General features: G+C 73.5%; 20 protein-coding genes. 4 read left to right on the top strand and 16 right to left on the bottom strand.

Annotation, left to right across the window (positions count from 1 at the left end; all coding sequences use genetic code 11):
* From GCL84_RS11125 to GCL84_RS11100, 6 genes are all read right to left on the bottom strand, one after another.
* On the bottom strand, positions 1 to 551 hold a 551-nt coding region (locus tag GCL84_RS11125), incomplete at its 3' end, for an acyl carrier protein (protein WP_156755349.1).
* Positions 552 to 784: 233 nt separating this feature from the next.
* Positions 785 to 1972, bottom strand: coding sequence for a beta-ketoacyl [acyl carrier protein] synthase domain-containing protein (locus GCL84_RS11120; RefSeq protein WP_156755348.1), 1188 nt, complete (start codon positions 1970 to 1972; stop codon positions 785 to 787).
* 63 nt (positions 1973 to 2035) lie between these two features.
* The gene (locus GCL84_RS11115) at positions 2036 to 3514 is read right to left on the bottom strand and encodes an amino acid adenylation domain-containing protein (protein ID WP_156755347.1); all 1479 of its coding nucleotides are present in this window, start codon (positions 3512 to 3514) and stop codon (positions 2036 to 2038) included.
* Positions 3515 to 3592: 78 nt separating this feature from the next.
* Positions 3593 to 4147, bottom strand: a complete 555-nt coding sequence (locus GCL84_RS11110; protein ID WP_197523172.1) for an AAA family ATPase — start codon at positions 4145 to 4147, stop codon at positions 3593 to 3595.
* A 2-nt stretch (positions 4148 to 4149) separates the two neighbouring features.
* Positions 4150 to 4668 carry an O-acetyl-ADP-ribose deacetylase gene (locus tag GCL84_RS11105; protein ID WP_156755346.1) on the bottom strand — a complete coding sequence of 173 codons (519 nt, stop codon included), beginning with the start codon at positions 4666 to 4668 and terminating at the stop codon, positions 4150 to 4152.
* The gene (locus GCL84_RS11100; protein WP_156755345.1) at positions 4665 to 5381 is read right to left on the bottom strand and encodes a TioE family transcriptional regulator; all 717 of its coding nucleotides are present in this window, start codon (positions 5379 to 5381) and stop codon (positions 4665 to 4667) included. Before GCL84_RS11100 ends, GCL84_RS11105 begins: the two co-directional genes overlap by 4 nt.
* Positions 5382 to 5471: 90 nt before the next feature.
* On the opposite strand from GCL84_RS11100, the gene GCL84_RS11095 reads away from it, so the two are divergent.
* Complete coding sequence (locus tag GCL84_RS11095; RefSeq protein ID WP_197523171.1) at positions 5472 to 6638, top strand: erythromycin esterase family protein; 1167 nt, start codon at positions 5472 to 5474, stop codon at positions 6636 to 6638.
* Positions 6639 to 6666: 28 nt separating this feature from the next.
* Here the strand turns inward: GCL84_RS11095 and GCL84_RS11090 are convergent, their stop codons facing one another.
* On the bottom strand, positions 6667 to 7416 hold the full coding sequence (locus tag GCL84_RS11090; protein ID WP_197523170.1) for an SDR family NAD(P)-dependent oxidoreductase: 750 nt from the start codon (positions 7414 to 7416) through the stop codon (positions 6667 to 6669).
* A 95-nt stretch (positions 7417 to 7511) separates the two neighbouring features.
* Here GCL84_RS11090 and GCL84_RS11085 point away from each other — a divergent pair, with 95 nt between their 5' ends.
* A complete protein-coding gene (locus tag GCL84_RS11085; RefSeq protein ID WP_156755344.1) occupies positions 7512 to 8519 on the top strand; it encodes a bile acid:sodium symporter family protein in 1008 nt (335 codons plus the stop codon).
* Here GCL84_RS11085 and GCL84_RS11080 read toward each other — a convergent pair.
* The 4 genes from GCL84_RS11080 to GCL84_RS11065 are packed head-to-tail and all read right to left on the bottom strand — an operon-like array spanning position 8443 to position 11840.
* Positions 8443 to 8754 (bottom strand): STAS domain-containing protein, encoded by a 312-nt coding sequence (locus GCL84_RS11080; protein WP_156755343.1) that lies wholly within the window; start codon positions 8752 to 8754, stop codon positions 8443 to 8445. The two genes, GCL84_RS11085 and GCL84_RS11080, sit on opposite strands and share 77 nt — an antisense overlap.
* Positions 8755 to 8788: 34 nt before the next feature.
* The gene (locus GCL84_RS11075) at positions 8789 to 9142 is read right to left on the bottom strand and encodes an STAS domain-containing protein (protein ID WP_156755342.1); all 354 of its coding nucleotides are present in this window, start codon (positions 9140 to 9142) and stop codon (positions 8789 to 8791) included.
* Positions 9139 to 10236, bottom strand: coding sequence for a cobalamin B12-binding domain-containing protein (locus GCL84_RS11070; protein WP_156755341.1), 1098 nt, complete (start codon positions 10234 to 10236; stop codon positions 9139 to 9141). Before GCL84_RS11070 ends, GCL84_RS11075 begins: the two co-directional genes overlap by 4 nt.
* Positions 10233 to 11840, bottom strand: coding sequence for a PP2C family protein-serine/threonine phosphatase (locus GCL84_RS11065; RefSeq protein WP_328618766.1), 1608 nt, complete (start codon positions 11838 to 11840; stop codon positions 10233 to 10235). The genes GCL84_RS11070 and GCL84_RS11065 overlap by 4 nt, the downstream gene beginning before the upstream one ends.
* Positions 11841 to 12192: 352 nt before the next feature.
* Between GCL84_RS11065 and GCL84_RS11060 the strand changes: the two genes are divergently transcribed.
* Together GCL84_RS11060 and GCL84_RS11055 are read left to right on the top strand one after the other, a co-directional pair.
* Positions 12193 to 13374, top strand: a complete 1182-nt coding sequence (locus GCL84_RS11060) for a lipase family protein (RefSeq protein ID WP_156755350.1) — start codon at positions 12193 to 12195, stop codon at positions 13372 to 13374.
* 181 nt (positions 13375 to 13555) lie between these two features.
* Positions 13556 to 14701, top strand: a complete 1146-nt coding sequence (locus tag GCL84_RS11055; protein WP_156755339.1) for a tetratricopeptide repeat protein — start codon at positions 13556 to 13558, stop codon at positions 14699 to 14701.
* Here GCL84_RS11055 and GCL84_RS11050 read toward each other — a convergent pair.
* Genes GCL84_RS11050 through GCL84_RS11030 form a run of 5 tightly spaced genes read right to left on the bottom strand, consistent with a single transcriptional unit; the run spans position 14698 to position 19628 of the window.
* Positions 14698 to 15291, bottom strand: coding sequence for a phosphoribosylanthranilate isomerase (locus tag GCL84_RS11050; protein ID WP_156755338.1), 594 nt, complete (start codon positions 15289 to 15291; stop codon positions 14698 to 14700). The genes GCL84_RS11055 and GCL84_RS11050 overlap by 4 nt on opposite strands.
* A 43-nt stretch (positions 15292 to 15334) precedes the next feature.
* Positions 15335 to 17410, bottom strand: a complete 2076-nt coding sequence (locus GCL84_RS11045; RefSeq protein ID WP_156755337.1) for a xanthine dehydrogenase family protein molybdopterin-binding subunit — start codon at positions 17408 to 17410, stop codon at positions 15335 to 15337.
* Positions 17407 to 18411, bottom strand: coding sequence for an FAD binding domain-containing protein (locus tag GCL84_RS11040; RefSeq protein WP_156755336.1), 1005 nt, complete (start codon positions 18409 to 18411; stop codon positions 17407 to 17409). Before GCL84_RS11040 ends, GCL84_RS11045 begins: the two co-directional genes overlap by 4 nt.
* Complete coding sequence (locus GCL84_RS11035) at positions 18408 to 18908, bottom strand: (2Fe-2S)-binding protein (protein ID WP_156755335.1); 501 nt, start codon at positions 18906 to 18908, stop codon at positions 18408 to 18410. Before GCL84_RS11035 ends, GCL84_RS11040 begins: the two co-directional genes overlap by 4 nt.
* A gap of 36 nt (positions 18909 to 18944) precedes the next feature.
* Entirely contained in the window at positions 18945 to 19628 is a 684-nt protein-coding gene (locus GCL84_RS11030; RefSeq protein WP_156755334.1) for a DUF2306 domain-containing protein, read from the bottom strand.
* Between the last annotated feature and the right edge of the window lie 265 nt (positions 19629 to 19893).

The raw sequence follows: 19893 nt of genomic DNA, 5'->3' as shown, positions 1-19893 counted from the left end.
CGGGAGATGGCCCGGACGGTGACGATGTCCTCCAGCAATTGCTGCACAGAGATGTCGACATCGAATCGGGTTTTGACCTCACGCGACAACTCGACCAAGACCAACGAATCAGCACCCAGGTCGAGCAACGGCACACCACGGTCGATCGTGCCCGCGTCCAACTCCAACAAGTGCTCGGCCAGCTTCGCGACCGCCCCCTCGACGTCCTCCACGCCCGCCGTGCCCGCCGCCGCCCGGGGCGGCGACTCGCTGACCCACCGTCCGACCGCCCGCACCGTGACGATGTCCTCCAGCAGTTGCTGCACGGAGATGTCCACGTCGAAGGCCGTCTTCACCTCCCGCGACAGCTCGACCAGCACCAACGAGTCGGCGCCGAGGTCCAGCAGCGGCACCGTGCGGTCCACCGTCCCCGCCTCGAGCTCGAGCAGCCGCTCGGCAAGTCCGGCAATCGCGTCCTCGACCCGCAATCCAACCCCTCCGATCACCAACGCCACCAGCGCGGACGCCCGCCGCGCGAATGCGGTTCCGCCCGCGCGCGAATATCCGGTCATCCCCCGGCGCACCTGCGCGGTTAATCACACTCAAGGTAGCACCCACCCCCGGAGTCCGGACACGGTTGACCACACGCCCGAAAACCGGTAAACGCCTTTGTCGGATAATTGTCGACTTGAACGGGGTGTTCACCCTTTGTCTCCCGCAGGAACACCACATGGGACGAACGGGTGAGAGGAATTGCCCCGTTCGCCGGTTGCGACCCGAAAGCGCCGCGTGGGCCTTCGGCCGATTATGTGATGCTGGATACAATCGCGTGCGCATTCGTGCCGGAAAGGCCGAAGGCGCTCACCCCGGCGCTGGTGATCGACTCCGGCCAGTCGAACTCGCCCAGCGCGGGCCGGATGTTGTGCTCGGCCCACGGGATGCGCCCGCTCGGCAGGCCTTCCCCCGGCAGGCCCGGCGGGCGCTGCCGCCGCAGGGCCTGCACCGCGACCAGCAGCGACAGCAGCCCCGACGCCGCCTCCAGGTGCCCGAACCGCGGCTTGTTCGACCCGATCAGCAGCGGCGCGGCCCGCTCCGCGGTCCGGTAGGCCGCCGCCAGCGCCGCGACCTCGATCGGGTCGCCCAGCGGCGTCCCCGTCCCGTGCGCCTCGACGTAGTCGACGTCCCCGCTGCTCAGCCCGCTCATCCGCAGCGCCCGCTCCACCACGTCGCGTTGCGCGCCGCCGTTGGGCACGGTGAGCCCGGCGGTGCGCCCGTCGTGGTTCACCGCGCACACCACCCGCCCCAGCGCCCGGGGCCCGGCGCCGTCGGGTGCGAGGACCACCGCGACCACGCCCTCGCCCACGGTGAACCCGTCCGCCCGCTCGTCGAAGGCGTGGCAGCGCGCGCTCTGCGAGATCGCGCCGCTCGCGGTGCGCACCAGCTTGCCGAACTCGCTGCGGACCAGGTGGCTGGCGACCACGATCGCCAGGTCGACCTCGCCGGAGGCGATCGCGGTGATCCCGTGCCGCAACGCCACCAGCCCCGACGAGCAGGTGGTGTCCACCTGCCAGCTCGGCCCGCGCAGGTCGAACGTGTACGACACGCGCCCCGCCGCCGCGCCGCGGTTGTTGCCCACGCCGAGGTACGACCGGTTGGACTCGGCGACGCCGTCCACGTCGATGGTGTGCACGAAGTCCGACTCGGTCATCCCGACGAACACGCCCGTCTGACTGCCCGCCAGGTCCTGCTGGTCCAGCCCGGCGTCGGCCAGCGCCCGCTCGGCGCAGTCCAGGACCAGCAGGTGCTGCGGGTCGATCACCTTCGCCTGCCGCGGCGCGATCCGGAACCGGGTGAAGTCGGTCCGCAGCTCGGCGTCCTCGAACACGGTGGGCCGCTCCCGCCCGTCGTCGCCGTAGAGCGCGGCGCCCAGGTCTTCCAGGCTCCGCAGGTTCCCTGGCAGGAACAGCGATGTCCCGACGATGTGCGCGTTCACCCTCGTCCTCTCCGTGGTGTCCGTGGTGTCTGTGGTGTCTGTGATGTCCCCGCTGGGTCTGCGTCAGCCCTGGGGCCGCGCGAGCCGGGCGGTGTCGAGCTTCCCGCTCAGCGTCAACGGGATCTCCGCCAAGACAGTGAACCCGCGCGGGATCGCCGCCACCGGCAGCGACTCCCGCAGCAGCCTGCGCAACGCCCGCCCGTCGGGTGGCGCCTGCGGCTCGGCGGCCACGACGTGGGCGTGCAGCCCGGTGTCCGGGCTGTGGCTCACCACGGCGTTGCCCACCCCGGGGCAGCGCCGCAGCGCCGCCTCGACCTCGCCCAGCTCGATCCGCTGCCCGTGCACCTTGACCTGCCGGTCCCCGCGTCCGAGGAACTCGATGTCGCCGCTGGCGAGCCCGCGCGCGGTGTCCCCGGTCCGGTAAGCCCGCCCCGCCCGGCCGGGCAGCCGCACGAACCGCTCCCGGGTCGCGGCGGGCGCGCCCAGGTAGCCCAGGGCCACGCACTCGCCCCAGACGACCAACTCGCCGGTCTCGCCCGGCGCCACGGCCCGCAGGTCCTCGTCCACGACCGCCGCCGACACCCCGCCGATCGGCGTGCCCAGCGGGACGTGCGCGCACGACCGGTGTTCGGCCGCGCCCTCCTCGACGGGGTAGGTCAGCACGCCGATCGTCGTCTCCGACGGCCCGTAGTGGTTGAGGACCCGGCAGCCGCCGTGCGCCCGCACCCGGTCCACCAGCCCCCAGGGCAGCGGCTCGCCGCCGAACACCATCAGCCGCCGCGGCAGCACGTCGAACGCCCCCGCGTCGACGTGCACCGCCATGTGCGAGGGCGTCGACTTCAGCACGTCGATCGCATGCGCGCGCATGTACCGCCCGAAGGCGATCGGGTCCATCATCGTCGACCGCCCCACCAGGTGGACGGAGTCGCCCGCGATCAAGGCCGGGAAGATCGCGGTGTGCCCGAGATCGGTGGCGAAACTGGTGACACTGGCGCACGAGAGCGGCGCACCCCCGGACCGGACCCGGTCCAACACGGAACCGAACCAGTGTGCGTAGTTCGCCAGGGCCCGGCGGGGGACCGCGACAGCTTTGGGATCACCAGTCGTGCCCGAGGTGAAAACGACATACGCCGCGTCGTCGCCGCGGGTCTCGGCCGCGGCGGGAAAGGCCGCGGAGTCCTCGCCGCCGGGCAACCGCAGCACCTCGACCCCGTCGGCCCCGACATCCCCCACCGCCCACGTCGCCGACGACGCCAGCACCTGCGCCCGCCGCCTCCCCGCGGCCTCCTCGACGTCGACGACAGCGAAGGCGGCCCCGACCCACATCGCCGCCAGGGCGGCCACCACCTGCCCAACCCCCCGCGGGAGCCCCACGACGACGACGTCCCCGTCCAACACCCCGCGTCGCCGCATCTCCCCAGCAGCCGCGCCCACCCGCCGCGCCAGCTCCCCGTAGCTGACCATCGTGTCGTCGGCGACCAACGCCGTGTCCCGGGCGCGCAGCCGCGCGTGGTCCAGCAGCACCCGCGCCATCCACGTCATCACCGACGAATCTAATGCGGGTTTCGCCAGGGTCGAGAACGAACGTGACCGCGCCCACTACCGCGGGCGAGTCGCCGGTCAGGGGATGCGGGCCTCGGTCCAAGCGCGGCCGATGACCTCTTCCACGGTCTCCTCCGGGGTCTGGTCTGAGGTGTCGAGCCAGAGGCCGAGGCGTGGCGTGTCGTGTCGCAGGCCGTGGTCGAGCAGGTTGATGCCCCACTCGCTGTAGGCGTTCTTCGATCGGGCCGCCTCTCGGGCGGAGACGGCCTCGGCCCGCGGGGCGAGCACCACGACCAGCAGTGGCCGCTGCTGGATCATCGTGACCATGTCGGTGAGGTGTTCGCCGAGGATGACGTCCTGGGCGATGACGGTGAACCCCTCCCGGAAGTAGTCGTCGGCCGCGGCCGCCGTCAGCCGGTGACGCAGGCGCAGTTGCCGCACCGCCTCTTCGGAGGGTTCGGGAGTCATGTCGGCCCTGCCGTTGACCACCATCCGCCGGAACAGGTCGCCGCGCAGGTGCACCGAGCGCGGCAGGCGTTCGGCCAGCATCCGCGCGATGGTCGATTTCCCCGCCGCCTGGATCCCCGTGATCAGGACGATGGCTTGCTCCGGTGCCGAGGTCGAGTTGTCCACGTTCAGTGGCTTCCGAGAGCCCTCGCGAAGGCGTCATAGGCGAACTGGTCGAACAGCACGAACCGGACGGCCGTGATGGTCGGCGAGTCGGTGGCCTGCTCGGCGACGGCGCTCACGGCGATGGCGGCGGCTGAGTCGAGGGGCCAGCCGTAGACGCCGGTGGAGATCGCGGGGAACGCGACGGTGCGGGCGCCCAGGTCGGCGGCGACTTCAAGGGAGTTGCGGTGGCAGGCGGCCAGGGCGGGCGACCGGTCCTCGGTGGCCGACCAGACCGGGCCGACCGTGTGGACGACCCACTTGGCGGGTAGCCGGCCCGCCGTGGTCGCCACGGCGTGGCCGGTCTTGAGGCCGCCGCCGTAGTGGCCTGCCCGGAGTTCACGGCAGGCGGCGAGGATCTCCGGGCCGCCCTTGCGGTGGATCGCCCCGTCGACTCCGCTGCCGCCCAGCAGGGAGGAGTTGGCGGCGTTGACGACGACGTCGACGTCCTGGTTCGTGATGTCGCCCAAGACCAGTTCGATCATCTCTCGATTGTCGCTGATGGCGCGGGTGAGGGCAGGCCGCGGGTGCGGAGGTAGGCGTCCACGGCGGCAGCGCCCTCGAGCATGGCTCGGCCCCTGGCGGTCAGGCGGGCCCGCCAGTCGCGCAGGGTCGACTCCAGCGGGGCGATGCCGCCCGCGGAGCGGACCTCTGCGATCAGGGGGGCGATCTGCGCCAGCAGGTAGCCGCCCCGCCTGAGCTGGTGGGTCAGCCGGAGGTCGCGCACGTCGGCCGCGCTGTAGACCCGGTAGCCCGTCCGCGGGTCGCGGCGCGGCCGCACCAGGCCGGCGTTCTCCCAGGTGCGCAGGGTGGCGGGGCGGAGGCCGAGCTTCCTGGCCAGGGGGCCGATGAACGAGTCGCCGCGTTCTTGCGGCATGGGGGCCAGGTCGCGGAGGGCGGCTTCGACGGCCTGGAGGGTGCGGCGGTCGTCCAGGAGTTGGCCGTGGCTCTCGTCGATGAGCCGCAGCGCGTCCTCGGTGGCGCCCCGGTTGACCGCCCGCATGATCGCCGTGGCCGTGGGGTGACCGTGCCCGGGCACGAGGGCGAGGAACGCGCGCAGGGCTTGGGCGTGCAGCGGTGTGTAGGCGCGGTAGCCGTGGGGACCGCGTTCGGTGGCGGGCAGGATGCCCGCCTCCTCGTAGTTCCTGATCGCTTGGGTGGACAGACCGTGTGCGCGCGCCAGGTCCACTGGCCTCATGGGTGAATCACCGATTGAAGGTTCGTCGTGGTGAGAGGGGTCTTTTCGCGGCAAAGTCTACACCGATTGTTCAACGATACCGTTGAAGGTGTGGATATCAAGGACATGGCTTGGCCGCTCGACGGCGCGGGCGTCTCGGCGTTCCTGCGGTCGCTCCCCGCCCGCCCCCTGCTGCTCGGCCTGGGCGAGGCGAGGCACTTCGTGGAGGAGTTGGGGGAGCTGCGCAACGAGGTCTTCCGGCATCTCGTCGAGCACGAGGGCTACCGGTCGTTCGCCATCGAGAGCGACTGCCTCAAAGGCCTCGTGGTGGACGACTACATCAGCACGGGCGCGGGCACGCTCGACGACGTCATGGAACGCGGCTTCAGCCACGGCTTCGGCGCGTCACCGGCCAACCGCGAACTCGTGCGCTGGATGCGGTCTCACAACCAGGAGCATGGCGCGGGGCTCCGATTCTTCGGTTTCGACGGTCCCCTGGAGTATTGGGCGGCGAGCCCGCGCCAGGCGCTCACCGCCCTCTACGCCCTCCTCGACGGCCCGCTGCCCGGCACCGTGGTGACGGGGGGAACCCTCGACGCGCTGCTGGGCCCGGACGAGCAGTGGTCGAACGAGGCCGCGGCCACGGACCCGTCCCGATCGATCGGCCGGTCCACCGACGCCCAGCGGCTGCGGCTGGTCGCCGACGACCTGGTGGCGCTGCTCGACACGCAGGCGCCGCAGTTGAGCGCGCAGGACCGGGAGCGGGCGGCGCTCCACGGGCGCACCGCCACCGGCCTGCTCCGCTACCACCACTGGATGGCCGACGCGTCCCCGGCACGGTGGACCCGGCTGTCGGCCCTGCGGGACGGGATGATGGCCGCCAACCTGCGTGCCGTCGCCGAGCACGGTCCGGCCCTGGTCTTCGCCTCCAACCTCCACCTGCAGCGGGGCAAGAGCGTCATGCCGTTCGGCGACCAGCGGTTGGAGTGGTGGAGCGCGGGGGCGATCACCGCGGCGCACCTGGGCGAGCGGTACGCCTTCCTGGCCTCGGCCCTCGGCACGGCGGGCGACGACGCCCCGCCCCCGGACAGCGTCGAGGGCATCCTGTCCACGCTCCCGTGGGACCACGCTCTGGTCGACGCCCGCCGACTGGCGGCGGCCGTCGCGGAGCCCGCCCCGCGCGTGTCCCACGATTTCGCCTATTTCCCGCTGGATCCGGCCCAACTCGACATGATCGACGGCATCGTCTTCCTCAAGCGGGCTGCCGGGCTGGGCTGACGGCACGTCGTTCGACCCGGCGCCGGGTTCACGGGAAGCCCGCGCCGAGGCTGAGGCCGCCGTCGACGGTGATGATCGCGCCGGTGGCGAAGGAGGCCTCCGGTGCGGCCAGCCCGCGGGCCCACCCGGCGATCTCCCCCGGGGTCGCGACGCGGCCCAGGGGGGTGGCCGCGGCGGCCTGGGCGAGGAAGCCGTCGTACTGCTCCTGGGACGACCCCATGCGCAGGCCCATGCCGGAGGCGACGACGCCCGCGGCGATGGCCAGGACGCGGATGCCCCGGGGCGCCAGTTCGACCGCCCACGTGCGGGTCAACTGCTCCACGGCCAGCTTGGTCGCCCCGTAGACGGAGAACCCCGGCCAGGCCCGGCCGCCGGTGGAGCCCGCGCTGGTCAGGTTGAGCACGGTCCCGGGCGCCTCGGCCAGGGCGTCGAGGGCGCGGGCGGTGAGCAGGACCGGGGCGGTGAGGTTCACCGCGATCTGGGACTCGACGCTGGCCCGGTCGACCTCGGCCAGCGGCGCCGGGGTGGCGGCGCCCGCGTTGTTGACCAGCAGGTCGATGCCGCCCAGGCGGTCCAGGGCGGTGGTGACGACGCGGTCCGGGGCGTCCGAGTGGGTGAGGTCCAGGGCGAGGGTGTGGACGGAGGGGTGTCCGTCGGCTGTCGCGGCCAGGGAGCGGGGGTCGCGGCCGACGATGAGGACCTGGTGGTCGCGGGCGAACTCGTGGGCCAGGGCCCGGCCGATGCCGGAACCCCCGCCGGTGATCACTGCGGTGGGCACGGGGACAGGCTAGGGCGTCGGCGGGGACTGGCTGTGACGACTCTCATCAGCGGGAACGGTTCACCGGGTCGAGGTCGGGGCGTGACGATGGCCGGGTGCCGCGCCGCATCCGGGTCGACCCGTACGTCCTCGCCCTGCTCGCCACCGTCGCCCTGGCGTCGGTGCTGCCGGTGCGCGGCGTGGCGGCCACGGGGATGGGGCACGTCACCGACGTCGTGATCGGGGTGCTGTTCTTCCTCTACGGCACGCGTCTGTCCCCTCGCGAGGCGCTGGACGGGCTCAGGCACTGGCGGCTGCACGGGACGGTCTTCCTGTCCACGTTCGCGCTGTTCCCCCTGCTCGGTCTGGCCGCCCGGCCGCTGGTGCCGTCGGTGCTGACCCCCGAGCTGTACACGGGGCTGCTGTTCCTGTGCTGCCTGCCCTCGACGGTGCAGTCGTCGATCGCGTTCACCTCGATCGCGCGGGGCAATGTCGCGGCGGCGATCTGCGCGGCGTCGGTGTCGAACCTGGTCGGCATCCTGGTGACCCCGCTGCTGGTGGGGCTGGTGATCACCTCGGCGGGGGGCGGCTTCTCGGCGCGGGCGCTGGTGGGCATCTCCGTGCAGTTGCTGCTGCCGTTCCTGCTGGGCCAGGTCCTGCGCCGGTGGGTCGGGCGGTGGCTGGCCGCCCGGAAGCGGGCCGTCGGCCTGGTCGACCGGGGGTCGATCCTGCTGGTGGTCTACGTGGCCTTCAGCGAGGGCGCGACGGCCGGGATCTGGAGCGGGCTGTCGGTGGGCGGGCTGCTGGCGCTGGTGGCCGTGGCGGCGGTGCTGCTGGCGATCGTGCTGGCGGTGACCTCGCAGGTGCCCAGGCTGCTCGGGTTCAGCCGCGCGGACTGGATCGCGACGATGTTCGCCGGGTCGAAGAAGAGCCTGGCCAGCGGGCTGCCGATGGCGGGCGTGCTGTTCGCCGGGCACGAGGTGGGCCTGGTGGTGCTGCCGCTCATGCTGTTCCACCAGTTGCAGCTGGTGGTGTGCGCGTGGCTGGCTACGCGCCTGCGGCGCGCGGAACCGTCGGGTGGATCTCCAGCAGGGAGTCCAGTCCGGTCAACTCGATCGGCCTGAGCACGGCGGGGCTGTCGGCGACCAGCCGCAGCGCGACCCCGTGCTCGGCGCACCGCTTGTGCTGCTCCACCAGCAGGGAGAGCCCGGCGGAGTCCAGGAAGGACACCTCGCTCAGGTCCAGGACGAGCACGTCGGCCCGGTCCTGCTCCGCGTCGCGCAGCGCCGTCCGCACCGCGCCCACCGTCTGCACGTCGACCCGGCCACCCGCCCGGACGACCACCGCATCGCTGTCCATGTGCTCTAGCTTCCCCCAGGACGGCGGGTTTCGCTCAGGGCTCGGGGGTCTGCTGGTGGACGAGGGTGGCCACACCGGTGAGGTGGTCGAGGGTGTTGGTCACCACGAGCAGCCGTTCCAGGGACCCGGGGCGGTTGTCCAGGTGCAGGGACGCGCTCGCGGCCTCGGCGCGGCGGCGGACCATGAGCAGCACGGAGAGGCCGTAGGAGTCGCAGAACCCGAGCCCGGCCAGGTCCAGGTGCAGGGCGCGCAGGCCGGGGAGCCGTTCGGCGACCTCGCGCAGCAGCGCGTCGGCGGTGTCGAAGTCGAGGTCGCCCTCGACCGCCACCTTGGCGGTGTGCTCGTCCGGGGTGGTCCACGTCGTCGTCAACGGGCGCGCGGTGCTCATGTGGTGGTGGCTCCGGGAAGGTGCTGGGCCTGGGGGGCAGGCCTGGACCCGGTGGCGGGCGCCGGGTCGGGGTCGGTGGAGAGCACGGCCGCGGACTGCTCGAGCAGGGCGGTCGCGCGGGGGAAGTCGCGCAGTTCGGCGGCGAGCAGCTCCAGGGCGGGCAGCAGCACCCTGGCGGGCACGGAGCGGGCCGCGAGGATGTCCGCGGTCCAGGCCAGGAACCCGGTGAACAGCCCCTCGTCGCCGATGTAGAGGGCGGTGGTGAGGAAGTCGACGATGTGGGCGAGGTCCTCGGCGGTGCGCTGGCGCTGCTCCTCGGTGTACCCGCCCATCTCCGGCAGCCGGTCCTCGAGCCCGGTGTAGACGGCCTTGACCAGCAGCGCCGAGGTCCGGGAGACCATCGTGTACTCCTGGTCGGCCAGGTGCGGCAGGTCGTCGATGGCCTGGTGGCCCAGGCGCGGCAGGGGCAGCGGCGTGGCGAGGCGGTCGGCGGCCGAGCGCGCGTCCGGCGCCCACGCCTGCGCGCCGAGCAGCAGGGCGTAGCGGCCCTCGGGGCCGAAGGCGGCGCCGCCCGCGATGACCGGGGCGCCCGCGGCCTGGCAGGCGGTGATGGTGGCGTGCGCGGTGGGCAGCCGGGTGGCGATGGAGCTGGAGAGGGCGACCGCGTCCGGGCCGGTGCGGTGCAGGTGGGTGATCAGGTGCGCGGTGGGCACCTGGGCGCCGAGGTAGTCGACGCGGAAGCCGCGCAGCCGCAGCACCTCGGCCACCAGCCGGGCGGGCAGGGCGTGCCACTCGCCGTCGACGCAGGCGACGGCGACCTTGGCGCGGGTGGGGCGGACCCGGGGCAGCGAGAGCACCAGGGCGGAGACGACGCGCTCGTTGATGGCGGTGGCGGCGTGCTCGCCCGCGACCGAGAGCCGGTTGGCCGCCCACTCCTGGCCGACCCGGCGCTGGACGGCGCCGATGACCTCGAGCAGGACCGTCTCCGGGTCCACCCCCGCCTCGACCGCGCCGAGGACGACCTCCTCGGCCTCGAACTCGTCCCGCGCCGACACCGCGGCCCAGAGCCGGTCCGCGCGGTCCTGGGGGGTCATGCGGTGAACCTGCCCCGACTGTGGCCGCCCACCGCCGTCAGGTGCCTGCCCCGCGGGGCGGTGATCGCCACCACCGCCATGTCGTCGTGGTCGCGGGCGCCGAGCCAGTGGGCGGCGAGCATCTGCACGTGCTCGACGATGGCGTCCGCGGGCATGCCCACGCAGTCGGCCAGGGCGCGGCGCAGCCGGTCCTCGCCGAACATCTCCTCGCCGAGCGGGCCACCGCGGGCCTCGGTGATGCCGTCGGTGAACAGCAGGCAGGTCTCGCCGGGGCCGAGGGTGATCTGGGCGGTGGTGGTGCGCACCTTGGGCATGACGCCGACCAGTGTGCCCTGGGAGGAGACCTGCTCGACCTGCCCGTCGGCGCGCACGACCAGCGGGGCGGGGTGGCCCGCGCAGCTCACCCGCAGCCGCACGCCCGCGCCCTCGCGCCGGGCCGAGGCCAGCACCAGGGTGGCGAAGCGGGTGGAGACGGGATCGAGCAGCGTGTCGTTGAGCTGGTTGAGGACGCGGTCGTGGTTGTCGGCCCCCGGCAGCAGGGCGCGCAGCGTGGTGCGGATCTTGCCGGTGAGCACGGCGGCCTCGAGGCCCTTGCCGCAGACGTCGCCGAGCACGGCCAGCGACTCCTCGTCGGCGGCCGGGTGCACGTCGTAGAAGTCGCCGCCGATCCGCTCGGTGTCCTGGGCGGGGCGGTAGCGGCCCGCGAACTCGACCCCGGCGACCTGGCTCAGCCGCGGCGGCAGCAGCTCGCGCATCAGCGTGTCGGTGATGGAGGCCTGCTGGGCGAACATCCGCGCGGCCGACATCGCCGCGCCCGCGCGGGCGGCGTAGAGCCGGGCGAAGATCTCCTCCTCCTCGGAGAAGGCGGGCTGGCCCGCGTGGCGCAGCAGGACCAGCGCGCCCGCGGCGACGCCGAGGCCGGGCAGCGGGGTGACGACCATGGAGCCGATCTCGCCGAAGCCCTCGGGGCGCAGCCACTCCGGGGCCGAAGCCGGGTCGATCCAGCGCGAGGGCACCGGCGGGAAGCCCTGCAGGGCCTCGCTCAGGCCGGGCACGGCCGCCGGGTCCACGCGCAGGGCGTGGTGGACGGGCTCCTGCCCGCGCAGGCACACCACCGTCGAGCACTGGCGGCGGACGGGCGGGGCGATCACCAGCGCGGCGTCGGCCAGGTGCTCGGCGGCGAGCCGGGCGGCGACCTCGGTGCACCGGTCGATGTTCAGCGAGGCGAGCAGCGCGGCGGAGGCGTCGCCGAGCAGGGCGGCGCGCTTGCGCTCGACGCGCAGGGCGTCGAGGGCCAGTCGGGTGTCGGTGTCCTCCACCAGCCACCAGGTGGCCGCGCCGTCGTCGTGCGGGACGGGGTGGGCCTCGAACGACCGGTGGTCGATCTCGCCGGGCACCCGGCCGCCGTCGGACCTGGCGCTGGTGAGCCACTCCGGCGGACCGAAGGGCAGCAGCGCCTCGGCCGCGTCGTTGGCGACCAGCAGCACGCCGTCGTGGTCGAGCACGACGGCGGGGTAGGGCGCACCCTGCCAACCCGTGGCCAGCGCGTGCGGCGGGGCCGGGCGGGTGGACTGTCCTGGTTCAGACAGGGGAACGGCGTTCACCTTCTTCAACATCGACTTGTCGTGTGTCCCAGGGCAATCATCGCACACGCGAGGGGCAGGACAAGAGCACGCGCGCCTGGGTCGCCAGCACACATCCAGCATACCGAAAAGGCCATGCCGCGCAGGTGGGCGCGGGCTGGAAAAGAAACATCGAAGTACCTGGAATAGTGACGGAACATGCCCTGTCCGGCCACAAGTCACAGTGCGCGATTGTCACCTGGATCGGTATTTTGATCTAGTGGTTGACCTGGTCATACGCCATTGTCGATAGTGCGTTCACCCCGTTTTCCACTTTTGCTTGGAGGCCCGTGTGACCAGGACGAAGCGGCGTGTCGTGCACGCGGTCGCCGCAATGACGGCGGCGGCCGTCGCGGTGATCGCACTCAACGGCGTGGCCCCCTCCCCCGCCGAGGCCGCGCCCGCCCCGCCGCTGCCGGGCCCCGCGGGCGACCCGTTCTACCTGCCGCCGGATCCGCTGCCGCAGGGCAGCCCCGGCGACGTCGTCCGCTGGCGGCCGTCGGTCGCCCCGCTCAACGCCCTCAACGCGAACTCCTGGCAGGTCATGTACCTGTCGACGAACGCGCTCGGCGAGCGCATCGCGGTCACCGGAACCGTGATGACGCCCCGGTTCGGGGCGCCCAAGGCCGTGGTGGGCTACGCCGTGGGCACCCAGGGCCCGGCGTTCAAGTGCACGCCGTCGAAGGCCATCGAGCGCGGGACGCTCTACGACCAGCCCGCCATCAACGACAACATCAGCGCGGGCTTCGCTGTCGCGGTCACCGACTACGAGGGCTACCGCCCGGGTGAGGCCAACCGGCCCACCTACATGGTCGGCCAGTCCATGGGGCCCGCGGTCATCGACTCGGTGCGCGCCGCGCAGCGGCTTCCGGCCGCCCAGCTCAAGGCTGACGCCAAGGTCGTGTTCCAGGGCTACTCGCAGGGCGGCGGCGGTTCGCTGTGGGCGGCGGAGAAGCAGCCCGCCTACGCCCCCGAGCTCAACCTCGTCGGGGTGGCCGCCGGTGGCGTGCCCGCGGACCTGACCGAGGTCGCCAAGGGCCTCGACGGCTACCTGGGCTTCGGCTTCCTCGCCTTCGCCGCCCTCGGCCTCGACGCCGCGTACCCGGAACTGGGACTCGACTCGTACCTCAACGACACCGGCCGCGAGGAGCTGGACGAGGCCACGACCAACGCCTGCGTCCTCGAACTGCTGGCCAACTACCCGTTCAAGAAGATCAGCGACTACACCACCAGCAACCCGCTGCAAGACCCCCAGTGGCAGGCACGCCTGGCCGAGAACAAACTCGGCCAGAACCCGCCGCGGGTCCCGGTCTTCCAGTACCACGCCGCCTTCGACGAGATCGTGAACACCCCGCAGGCCGATCAGTTGCACAAGGACTACTGCGGCGCGGGTGTGCGGGTGCAGTGGAACACCTACGTCGCCGAGCACCTGAGCGGGATCTTCGCGGGCAACGCCGACGCCGGCAAGTGGATCAAGGACCGGGTCGCGGGCAAGGCCGTGCCGAGCAACTGCTAGGCCGTTGTCCTGATCGAGCGCCCCGCGGCCCCGGTCGCGGGGCGCTCGTCCGTCCGGGGCCCTTGCCCGGGGTGGCGCGGCCGCCGATACTGGGGTGGTCGGGGGTGCTGCCATGACACCGTTGTCAGGGAATCCGCCAGGGAATCCGTCCGGGAATCCGTCCGGGAAGCGCAGACTCGCGTTGGAGGACGTCCCGGCGCTGATCGCCGAGGAGACGTCGGCGGCGCTGTCGCGGTGCGAGCGCAGTCCGGGTGGCGCGGCGCTCGCGGGGTTGGGCGCGGTGCACGCGCGGTGGTGGCGGTTCGGCGAGGCCGCCGCCGCTTACGGGTCAGCGGTGGCGTGGCTGCGGGGGTCCGCGCGGGGTGCGGCGGGTCTGGGGTGGGGGCGCGCGCTGACCGAGGCGTGCAGGCCGTTCGAGGCGTTGGCGGTGTACCGGCTGTTCCCGGGGGTCGTGGGGGTGGAAGTCGGCACGGCGTGGGCGTTGCTGCGCGCGCACCGTCCACATGAGGCGATCCAGGCCGTGGCCCGGGTCGGGACGTCCGAGGCGTTGACCGCTCTTGGTTCGGCGCTCGCCGCGGTGGGCCGGTTCGACGACGCCGTGGCGGCCCACCGGGCGGCGGTGGGTTCGGTGGCGCACGTGGCGTTCGGCGAGTCGCTCCTGCGGATGCAGCGCTACGCGGCGGCCGAGCAGGAGTTCCGCACGGCGGCGCGCATCGCCGAGGTGGAGTGTGACTTCCACACCGCCGCAAGCGCTTTCAGCGGTGTGGCCCGGGTCCTGGCCGACATCGGGGACCTCCCGGCCGCGCTCGACCACCACAACCGCGCCATCAGCCACTTCCACGTCCTGGGCGACCGCCGCGCCGAGGCCCGCGCCCGCCACGCCCTCGGCCTGTCCCTGTCCGCCACCGATCCCGCCCGCGCCGTCGACGCGCACCGCACCGCGATCACCGCCCTGCTGGACCTGGCCGACCACACCACCGCGGCCGTCGCCAGCCTCTCCCTGGCGCACACCCTCGCGGCGCGGCAAGAACTGCCCGAGGCGCGCGCGGCGGCGGTGCGGTCGAGCGGTCTGTACGCCGAGTCCGGGGACCGGGACGGCGAGGCGAGAGCGCACGCGTACGTGGCGCGGCTGGCTGAGACGGCAGGCGACCTCGGGGCGGCGGAGTCGGCCCTGCGGACGGCGTTGGAGCTGTGGCGCGAACTCGGGGACCCGGACTCGGAGGCAGCGGGCTGGCGGGCGCTGGCGCGGGTGGTGTCCCGGGCTGGGCGGGTCACCGAGGCCGCGGAGGCGGACCGGATCGCCGCCCGGGTGGTGGACGAGCGCTAGCGGGTGGCTTCGAGGAAGGCGCGGATGAGTCCGTGGTCCTTGACGCCGCGGGAGCTCTCCACGCCGCTGGACACGTCCACACCCCACGGGTGCGCGGCGGCGATGGCGTCCGCGACGTTGTCGGGGGTCAGGCCGCCCGCGAGCAGCCACTGGCCGGTGGGGCGGCGGGTGGCGAGCAGGCCGAGGTCCCAGGTCTCCCCCGAGCCCGCGACGGGCGAGTCCAGCAGGAGCATCCGCTCGCCGTGCGCGCCGGTGTCCACGTCGGTCTCCGGGGTGAGGGCGGTGGCGCGGACGAGCGGCCGGCCGAGGGGGGCCAGGGCGTCGAAGTCGGCGCGGGTGTAGTCGCCGTGGAGCTGGATGGCGGCGACGCCGGTGACCTCGGCGAGGCGGGCGACCTCGGGCGCGGGGATGTCCTTGAAGACACCGACGGACAGGACGTGGTCGGGGGTGGCGGCCACGAGCCGCGCGGCGGTGCGCTCGTCGACCCGGCGGGGGCTGGCGGCGAGGACGAAGCCCACCGCGTCGGCGCCCGCCTCGACCGCGGTCGCCACGTCGGGGTCTGTGCGCAGGCCGCACACCTTGGTGAACACCCCCACGACTTTACGCGGGTCACGCGGCGGCGCCGCCCGGCGCTCATCCGAGGAACTTGTCCAGGGTGATCGGCAGCTCGCGCACCCGCACGCCGGTGGCGTGGAAGGCGGCGTTGGCGATGGCCGCGGCGGTGCCGGTGATGCCGATCTCGCCGATGCCCTTGCTGCCCATCGGGTTGAGCCGGTGGTCGGGGATGCCCAGCCACTCGGCGCGCAGGTCGCACACGTCGGCGTTGACCGGGATGTGGTAGTCGGCGAGGTCGGGGTTCGCGGTGTGGCCCAGGGCTGGGTCCATGACGCTGTCCTCGTGCAGGGCCATGGACATGCCCATGACCATCCCGCCGACGAGCTGGGAGCGGGCGGTCCTGGGGTTGATCACCTGGCCCGCGTCGAAGACCCCGTAGAGCCGGGGCACGCGGATCTCGCCGGTGTCCTCGTGCACGTGGACCTCGGCGAACTGGGCGCCGTGGGCGTGCGTCGCGAACTCCTCGGCGACGGTGGGGGCTGGGACGTCGGCTCGCACCTCGTCGTCCTCGGCGGGGTGCGAGCCGAACTTCTCGCGGAACTGCCTGGCGGCGGTGACGATCGCGGTGCCCCAGGAGGCGGTGCCGGACGAGCCGCCCGCGACGCTGGCCACCGGCAGCGCCGAGTCGCCGATCGCCAGGTCGACCTCGTCGACCGGCACGCCGAGGGCGTCGGCGGCGATCTGGTTGAGCGCGGTCCACGCCCCGGTGCCGATGTCGGCGGCGGCGATCTCCACCTGGTAGCGGCCGTCGGCGAAGCGGACCAGAGCGGTGTTGTTGGGCTGCCGGTACGCCGGGTAGGTCGACGCGGCGACGCCGTGGCCCACCAGCCAGGGCCCCTGGCGGCGGGAGCGGACCCGGGGGTCGCGGTGGTACCAGCCGAACAGGTCGGCCCCGGCGCGCAGGCAGCGCACGAGGTACCTGCTGGAGTGCGGCAGGCCGGTGTCGGGGTCGACGGCGGGCTCGTTGAGCACGCGCAGCTCGATCGGGTCGATCCCGCACTCGTGGGCCAGCTCGTCCATCGCCGACTCCAGCGCGAACATGCCCGGGGCCTCCCCCGGCGCGCGCATCCACGACGGCACGGGCACGTCGAGCGCGGCGAGCCGGTGCGAGGTGCGGCGGTGCGGGGCGGCGTACATCGTCCGCGCGGGCATGGCGGACTGCTCGGCGTACTCCTTGACCACGGAGCTCTCCTGCACCACGTCCACGCCGACGCCGAGCAGGGTGCCGTCGGCGTCGGCGGCCAGCCGCACCCGCTGCTCGGCGCGCGGGCGGTAGCCGACGAGGCGGAACATCTGCCTGCGGGTGTGGGCGTACTTCACCGGTCGCCCCGGCAGGGCGCGCGCGGCCATCATCGCCACGACCGCCCCGGCGTGCGGCATTCCCTTGGAGCCGAACCCGCCGCCGACGAACGGCGCGATCACCCGGACCCGCTCGGCGGGCACCTCGAACACGTCGGAGAACACCCGCCGGAAGCCGTGCGCGGACTGGCTGGACTCGAACACCAGGAAGCCGTCGGCATCGGTCCAGGTGGCGACGGTGGTGTGCGGCTCCACCGGACTGGCGTGGGTCCGGGCGGTCACGTAGCCCTCGTCGACGGTCACGGCGGCCGAGGCCATGGCGGCGTCGAGGTCGCCGGTGTCGGTGTCGGTGGGGAACCCCGCGTTGACCTTCTCCGGGCGGTAGAGGTCCTCGGCGCGGACGGTGACCGAGTGCGGCTCCTGGTCGTAGCGCACGACGACGGACTCCGCCGCCGCGCGGGCCACCTCCGGGGTGGTCGCGACGACGGCGGCGACGACCTGCCCGCGGAAGCGCACCGCGGGGTCTTGCAGCACCGCGTACTCGAGGTCGTCGCCGGACACCCTGACGGCGTTGTCGTGGGTGAGCACGAGGACGACGCCGTCGGTGGCCTCGGCGGCGGAGGCGTCGATGGCGGCGACCCGGCCCTTGGCGATCGTGGAGTCGACCGTCCACAGGTAGAGCGGGTCCTCGACGGGGTAGTCGTAGGCGTAGGGGGCGGCGCCCTCGGCCTTGAGGGCGCCGTCGAAGCGGGCCCGGTCGCGGCCGATCTCGACCGGTGTGAGCTGCTCGGTCACGCGTCCTCCTCCAGCTCCGGGGCGATGTCGGTCAGGTCGCGCAGCACCGACAGCAGGGCGTTGCGGGCGAGCGGGACCTTGAAGGCGTTGCCCGTCAGCGCTTTCGCGTCGAGCAGCTCGGCGTCGGCCGCGGCCCGCAGCGCCCCCTCGGTCGGCGCGGCGCCGCGCAGGGCGTCCTCGGCGTGGCGGGCCCGCCAGGGAGTGTGCGCGACACCGCCGAGGACCAGGCGCAGGTCGTCGATCACGCCGTCGCGCACCCGCACCGCGGCCGCGAGCGAGACCAGCGCGAACGCGAACGACGCCCGGTCGCGGACCTTGCGGTAGCGGGACCGGCCGCCGAACGGGGCGGGCAGCTCGACGGCGGTGATGAGGTCGCCGTGCGCCAAGACCGTGTCGCGGGTCGGGTCGTCGCCGGGCAGCCGGTGCAGCTCCCCGACTGGGACGCGCCGCGACCCGTCCACCCCGAGCACGACGGCGGTGGCGTCGAGCGCCACCAGGGCGGTGGCCATGTCCGACGGGTGGGTGGCCACGCACTCGCGGGACGCGCCGAGGATGGCGTGGTAGCGGTTGTGCCCGGTCAGCGCGGGGCAGCCGGAGCCGGGCTCGCGCTTGTTGCAGGGCACGGTCGTGTCGCGGAAGTAGCCGCAGCGGGTGCGCTGGAGCAGGTTGCCGCCGGTGGTGGCCACGTTGCGGAGCTGCCCGGACGCGCCGGAGAGCAGCGCCTCGGACAGCAGCGGGTAGCGCTCGCGGACCAGCGGGTGGGCGGCGAGGTCGCTGTTGCGGGTGCCCGCGCCGATCCGCAGGCCGCCGTCGGGCAGCTCCTCGACCTCGTCCACCGCGAGACCGGAGACGTCGACGACCAGGCTGGGGGCGGCGACGCCGAGCTTGAGGTGGTCGACCAGGTTGGTACCGCCCGCGAGGAACACCGCCCGCGGGTCGGCGGCGACGGCGGCCACGGCCGAGGGCGCGTCGGCGGCGCGCTGGTAGGCGAAGGGCCTCATCCCGCCACCTCCCGCACGGCCGCGACGATGCCCGGGTACGCGCCGCAGCGGCACAGGTTGCCGCTCATCCGCTCCTTGATCTCCGCATCGGTCAGCTCCGGCGTGGCGCCGGGGGCGGTCACCGCGCTCGGCCAGCCGGCCTCGGCCTCGGCGAGCACGCCGACGGCGGAGCAGACCTGACCGGGGGTGCAGAACCCGCATTGCAGGGCGTCGTTGTCGACGAACGCCCGCTGCACCGGGTGCGGCCCGTCGGCGTCGACGAGCCCGGCGGCGGTGACCACCTCGGCCCCGTCCTTGGCCACCGCCAGCGACAGGCAGCTGACCTCGCGCCGCCCGTCAACCAGGACCGTGCACGAGCCGCATTGCCCGTGGTCGCACCCCTTCTTCGGCGCGGTGACCCCCAGCCTGTCGCGCAGCGCGTCCAGCAGGGTCGTGCGGGTGTCAACGGTGACGACCCGCTCTTCCCCGTCGACCCGCAGCGTGATGTCCGCTTCCATCCCCTGCCCTCCACCCGGCGACGATCCACACCTGTCCTACCCGATCCTCGAACGGGCGAGCCGGGCGCGCTTGTTGATCAAGTACAGCTCGAGGGCGATCAGCGGGATCGTCCACCCCAGCCAAGCGCTCAGCGAAGCGGTGGTCTGGCCCAGCGCGAGCTTGCTACCAGCGAAGGTCGTGTCCAGCCCCGGCCTGAGCAGCGTGTCCGCCACCGGGCCGACGACCCGGTTGCCGATGATGGAGAAGGTGAGCACGGCGCTGCGCAGCATCCACTCCCGGTGCTCGGCGAACCGGCGCTGCCGCGCGGCGTGGAACCCGGCGGCGGTGGTGGCGAGCCAGAGCAGGGCGAGGATGACGTTGCTGGTGGCCGTGGCAGGCCCGAAGGGCGACACGGCGCCGATGACCAGCCCGCTGATACCGGCGGGCAGCACCCCGGCGAAGACGTAGACGCGTCCGGCGCGGCGGTGCAGGCGCGGGTGGCGGGCGCGCAGCCAGGGCCAGACCTGGCAGAAGCCCGCGACCATCGCGATGGTGGCGGCGAGGATGTGGGCGACCAGGAGCGGGTAGTGCGGGGGGAAGTCCTCGACCGGGGGCAGGCGGGCTTGGGCGGGGTCGAACGAGAGGTAGTTCGGGAGCGTGGTGGCGAGGAAGATCAGGACCACCGCGGCCAGCGGGAGGGGCCAGAAGCGGAGGGGGGCGGTGGTTTGCCTTGCTGCCATGGGGAAGACGCTAGGGAGACCGGGGGTTTCGGGGCCATGGTGCGGGCCTGCGGGGCGGAGGTGAGGTGGGCCCTACCCCGGGTTGGGAGCGTGGCGTTGGTGTGGTTGGGGATCGCTGTGGAGTTGTCCACAGGCAAGATCGACTTTCGGGGGCGGTGGGGGCTGAGCCGGTAGAATGGGCTGAGGGGTGCCCCCGGTGGTGGGCGGGGTTCGAGCACGGCGGGGTTCGAGCACGGCGGGGTTCGAGCACGGCGGGGTTCGAGCA

This window comes from Actinokineospora pegani (assembly GCF_009745975.1).
Taxonomy (GTDB): Bacteria; Actinomycetota; Actinomycetes; order Mycobacteriales; family Pseudonocardiaceae; genus Actinokineospora; species Actinokineospora pegani.
This window is presented reverse-complemented; position numbering and strand designations above follow the sequence as displayed.

Bases quoted from the DNA above. Each gene is read 5' to 3' on its own strand.
- GCL84_RS11060 (WP_156755350.1), top strand. From the start codon at position 12,193: ATGACGGCGGCGGCCGTCGCGGTGATCGCACTCAACGGCGTGGCCCCC.
- GCL84_RS11100 (WP_156755345.1), bottom strand. From the start codon at position 5,381: ATGAGGCCAGTGGACCTGGCGCGCGCACACGGTCTGTCCACCCAAGCG.
- GCL84_RS11030 (WP_156755334.1), bottom strand. From the start codon at position 19,628: ATGGCAGCAAGGCAAACCACCGCCCCCCTCCGCTTCTGGCCCCTCCCG.
- GCL84_RS11105 (WP_156755346.1), bottom strand. From the start codon at position 4,668: ATGATCGAACTGGTCTTGGGCGACATCACGAACCAGGACGTCGACGTC.
- GCL84_RS11070 (WP_156755341.1), bottom strand. From the start codon at position 10,236: ATGACCCCCCAGGACCGCGCGGACCGGCTCTGGGCCGCGGTGTCGGCG.
- GCL84_RS11075 (WP_156755342.1), bottom strand. From the start codon at position 9,142: ATGAGCACCGCGCGCCCGTTGACGACGACGTGGACCACCCCGGACGAG.
- GCL84_RS11040 (WP_156755336.1), bottom strand. From the start codon at position 18,411: ATGAGGCCCTTCGCCTACCAGCGCGCCGCCGACGCGCCCTCGGCCGTG.
- GCL84_RS11080 (WP_156755343.1), bottom strand. From the start codon at position 8,754: ATGGACAGCGATGCGGTGGTCGTCCGGGCGGGTGGCCGGGTCGACGTG.
- GCL84_RS11115 (WP_156755347.1), bottom strand. From the start codon at position 3,514: ATGACGTGGATGGCGCGGGTGCTGCTGGACCACGCGCGGCTGCGCGCC.
- GCL84_RS11035 (WP_156755335.1), bottom strand. From the start codon at position 18,908: ATGGAAGCGGACATCACGCTGCGGGTCGACGGGGAAGAGCGGGTCGTC.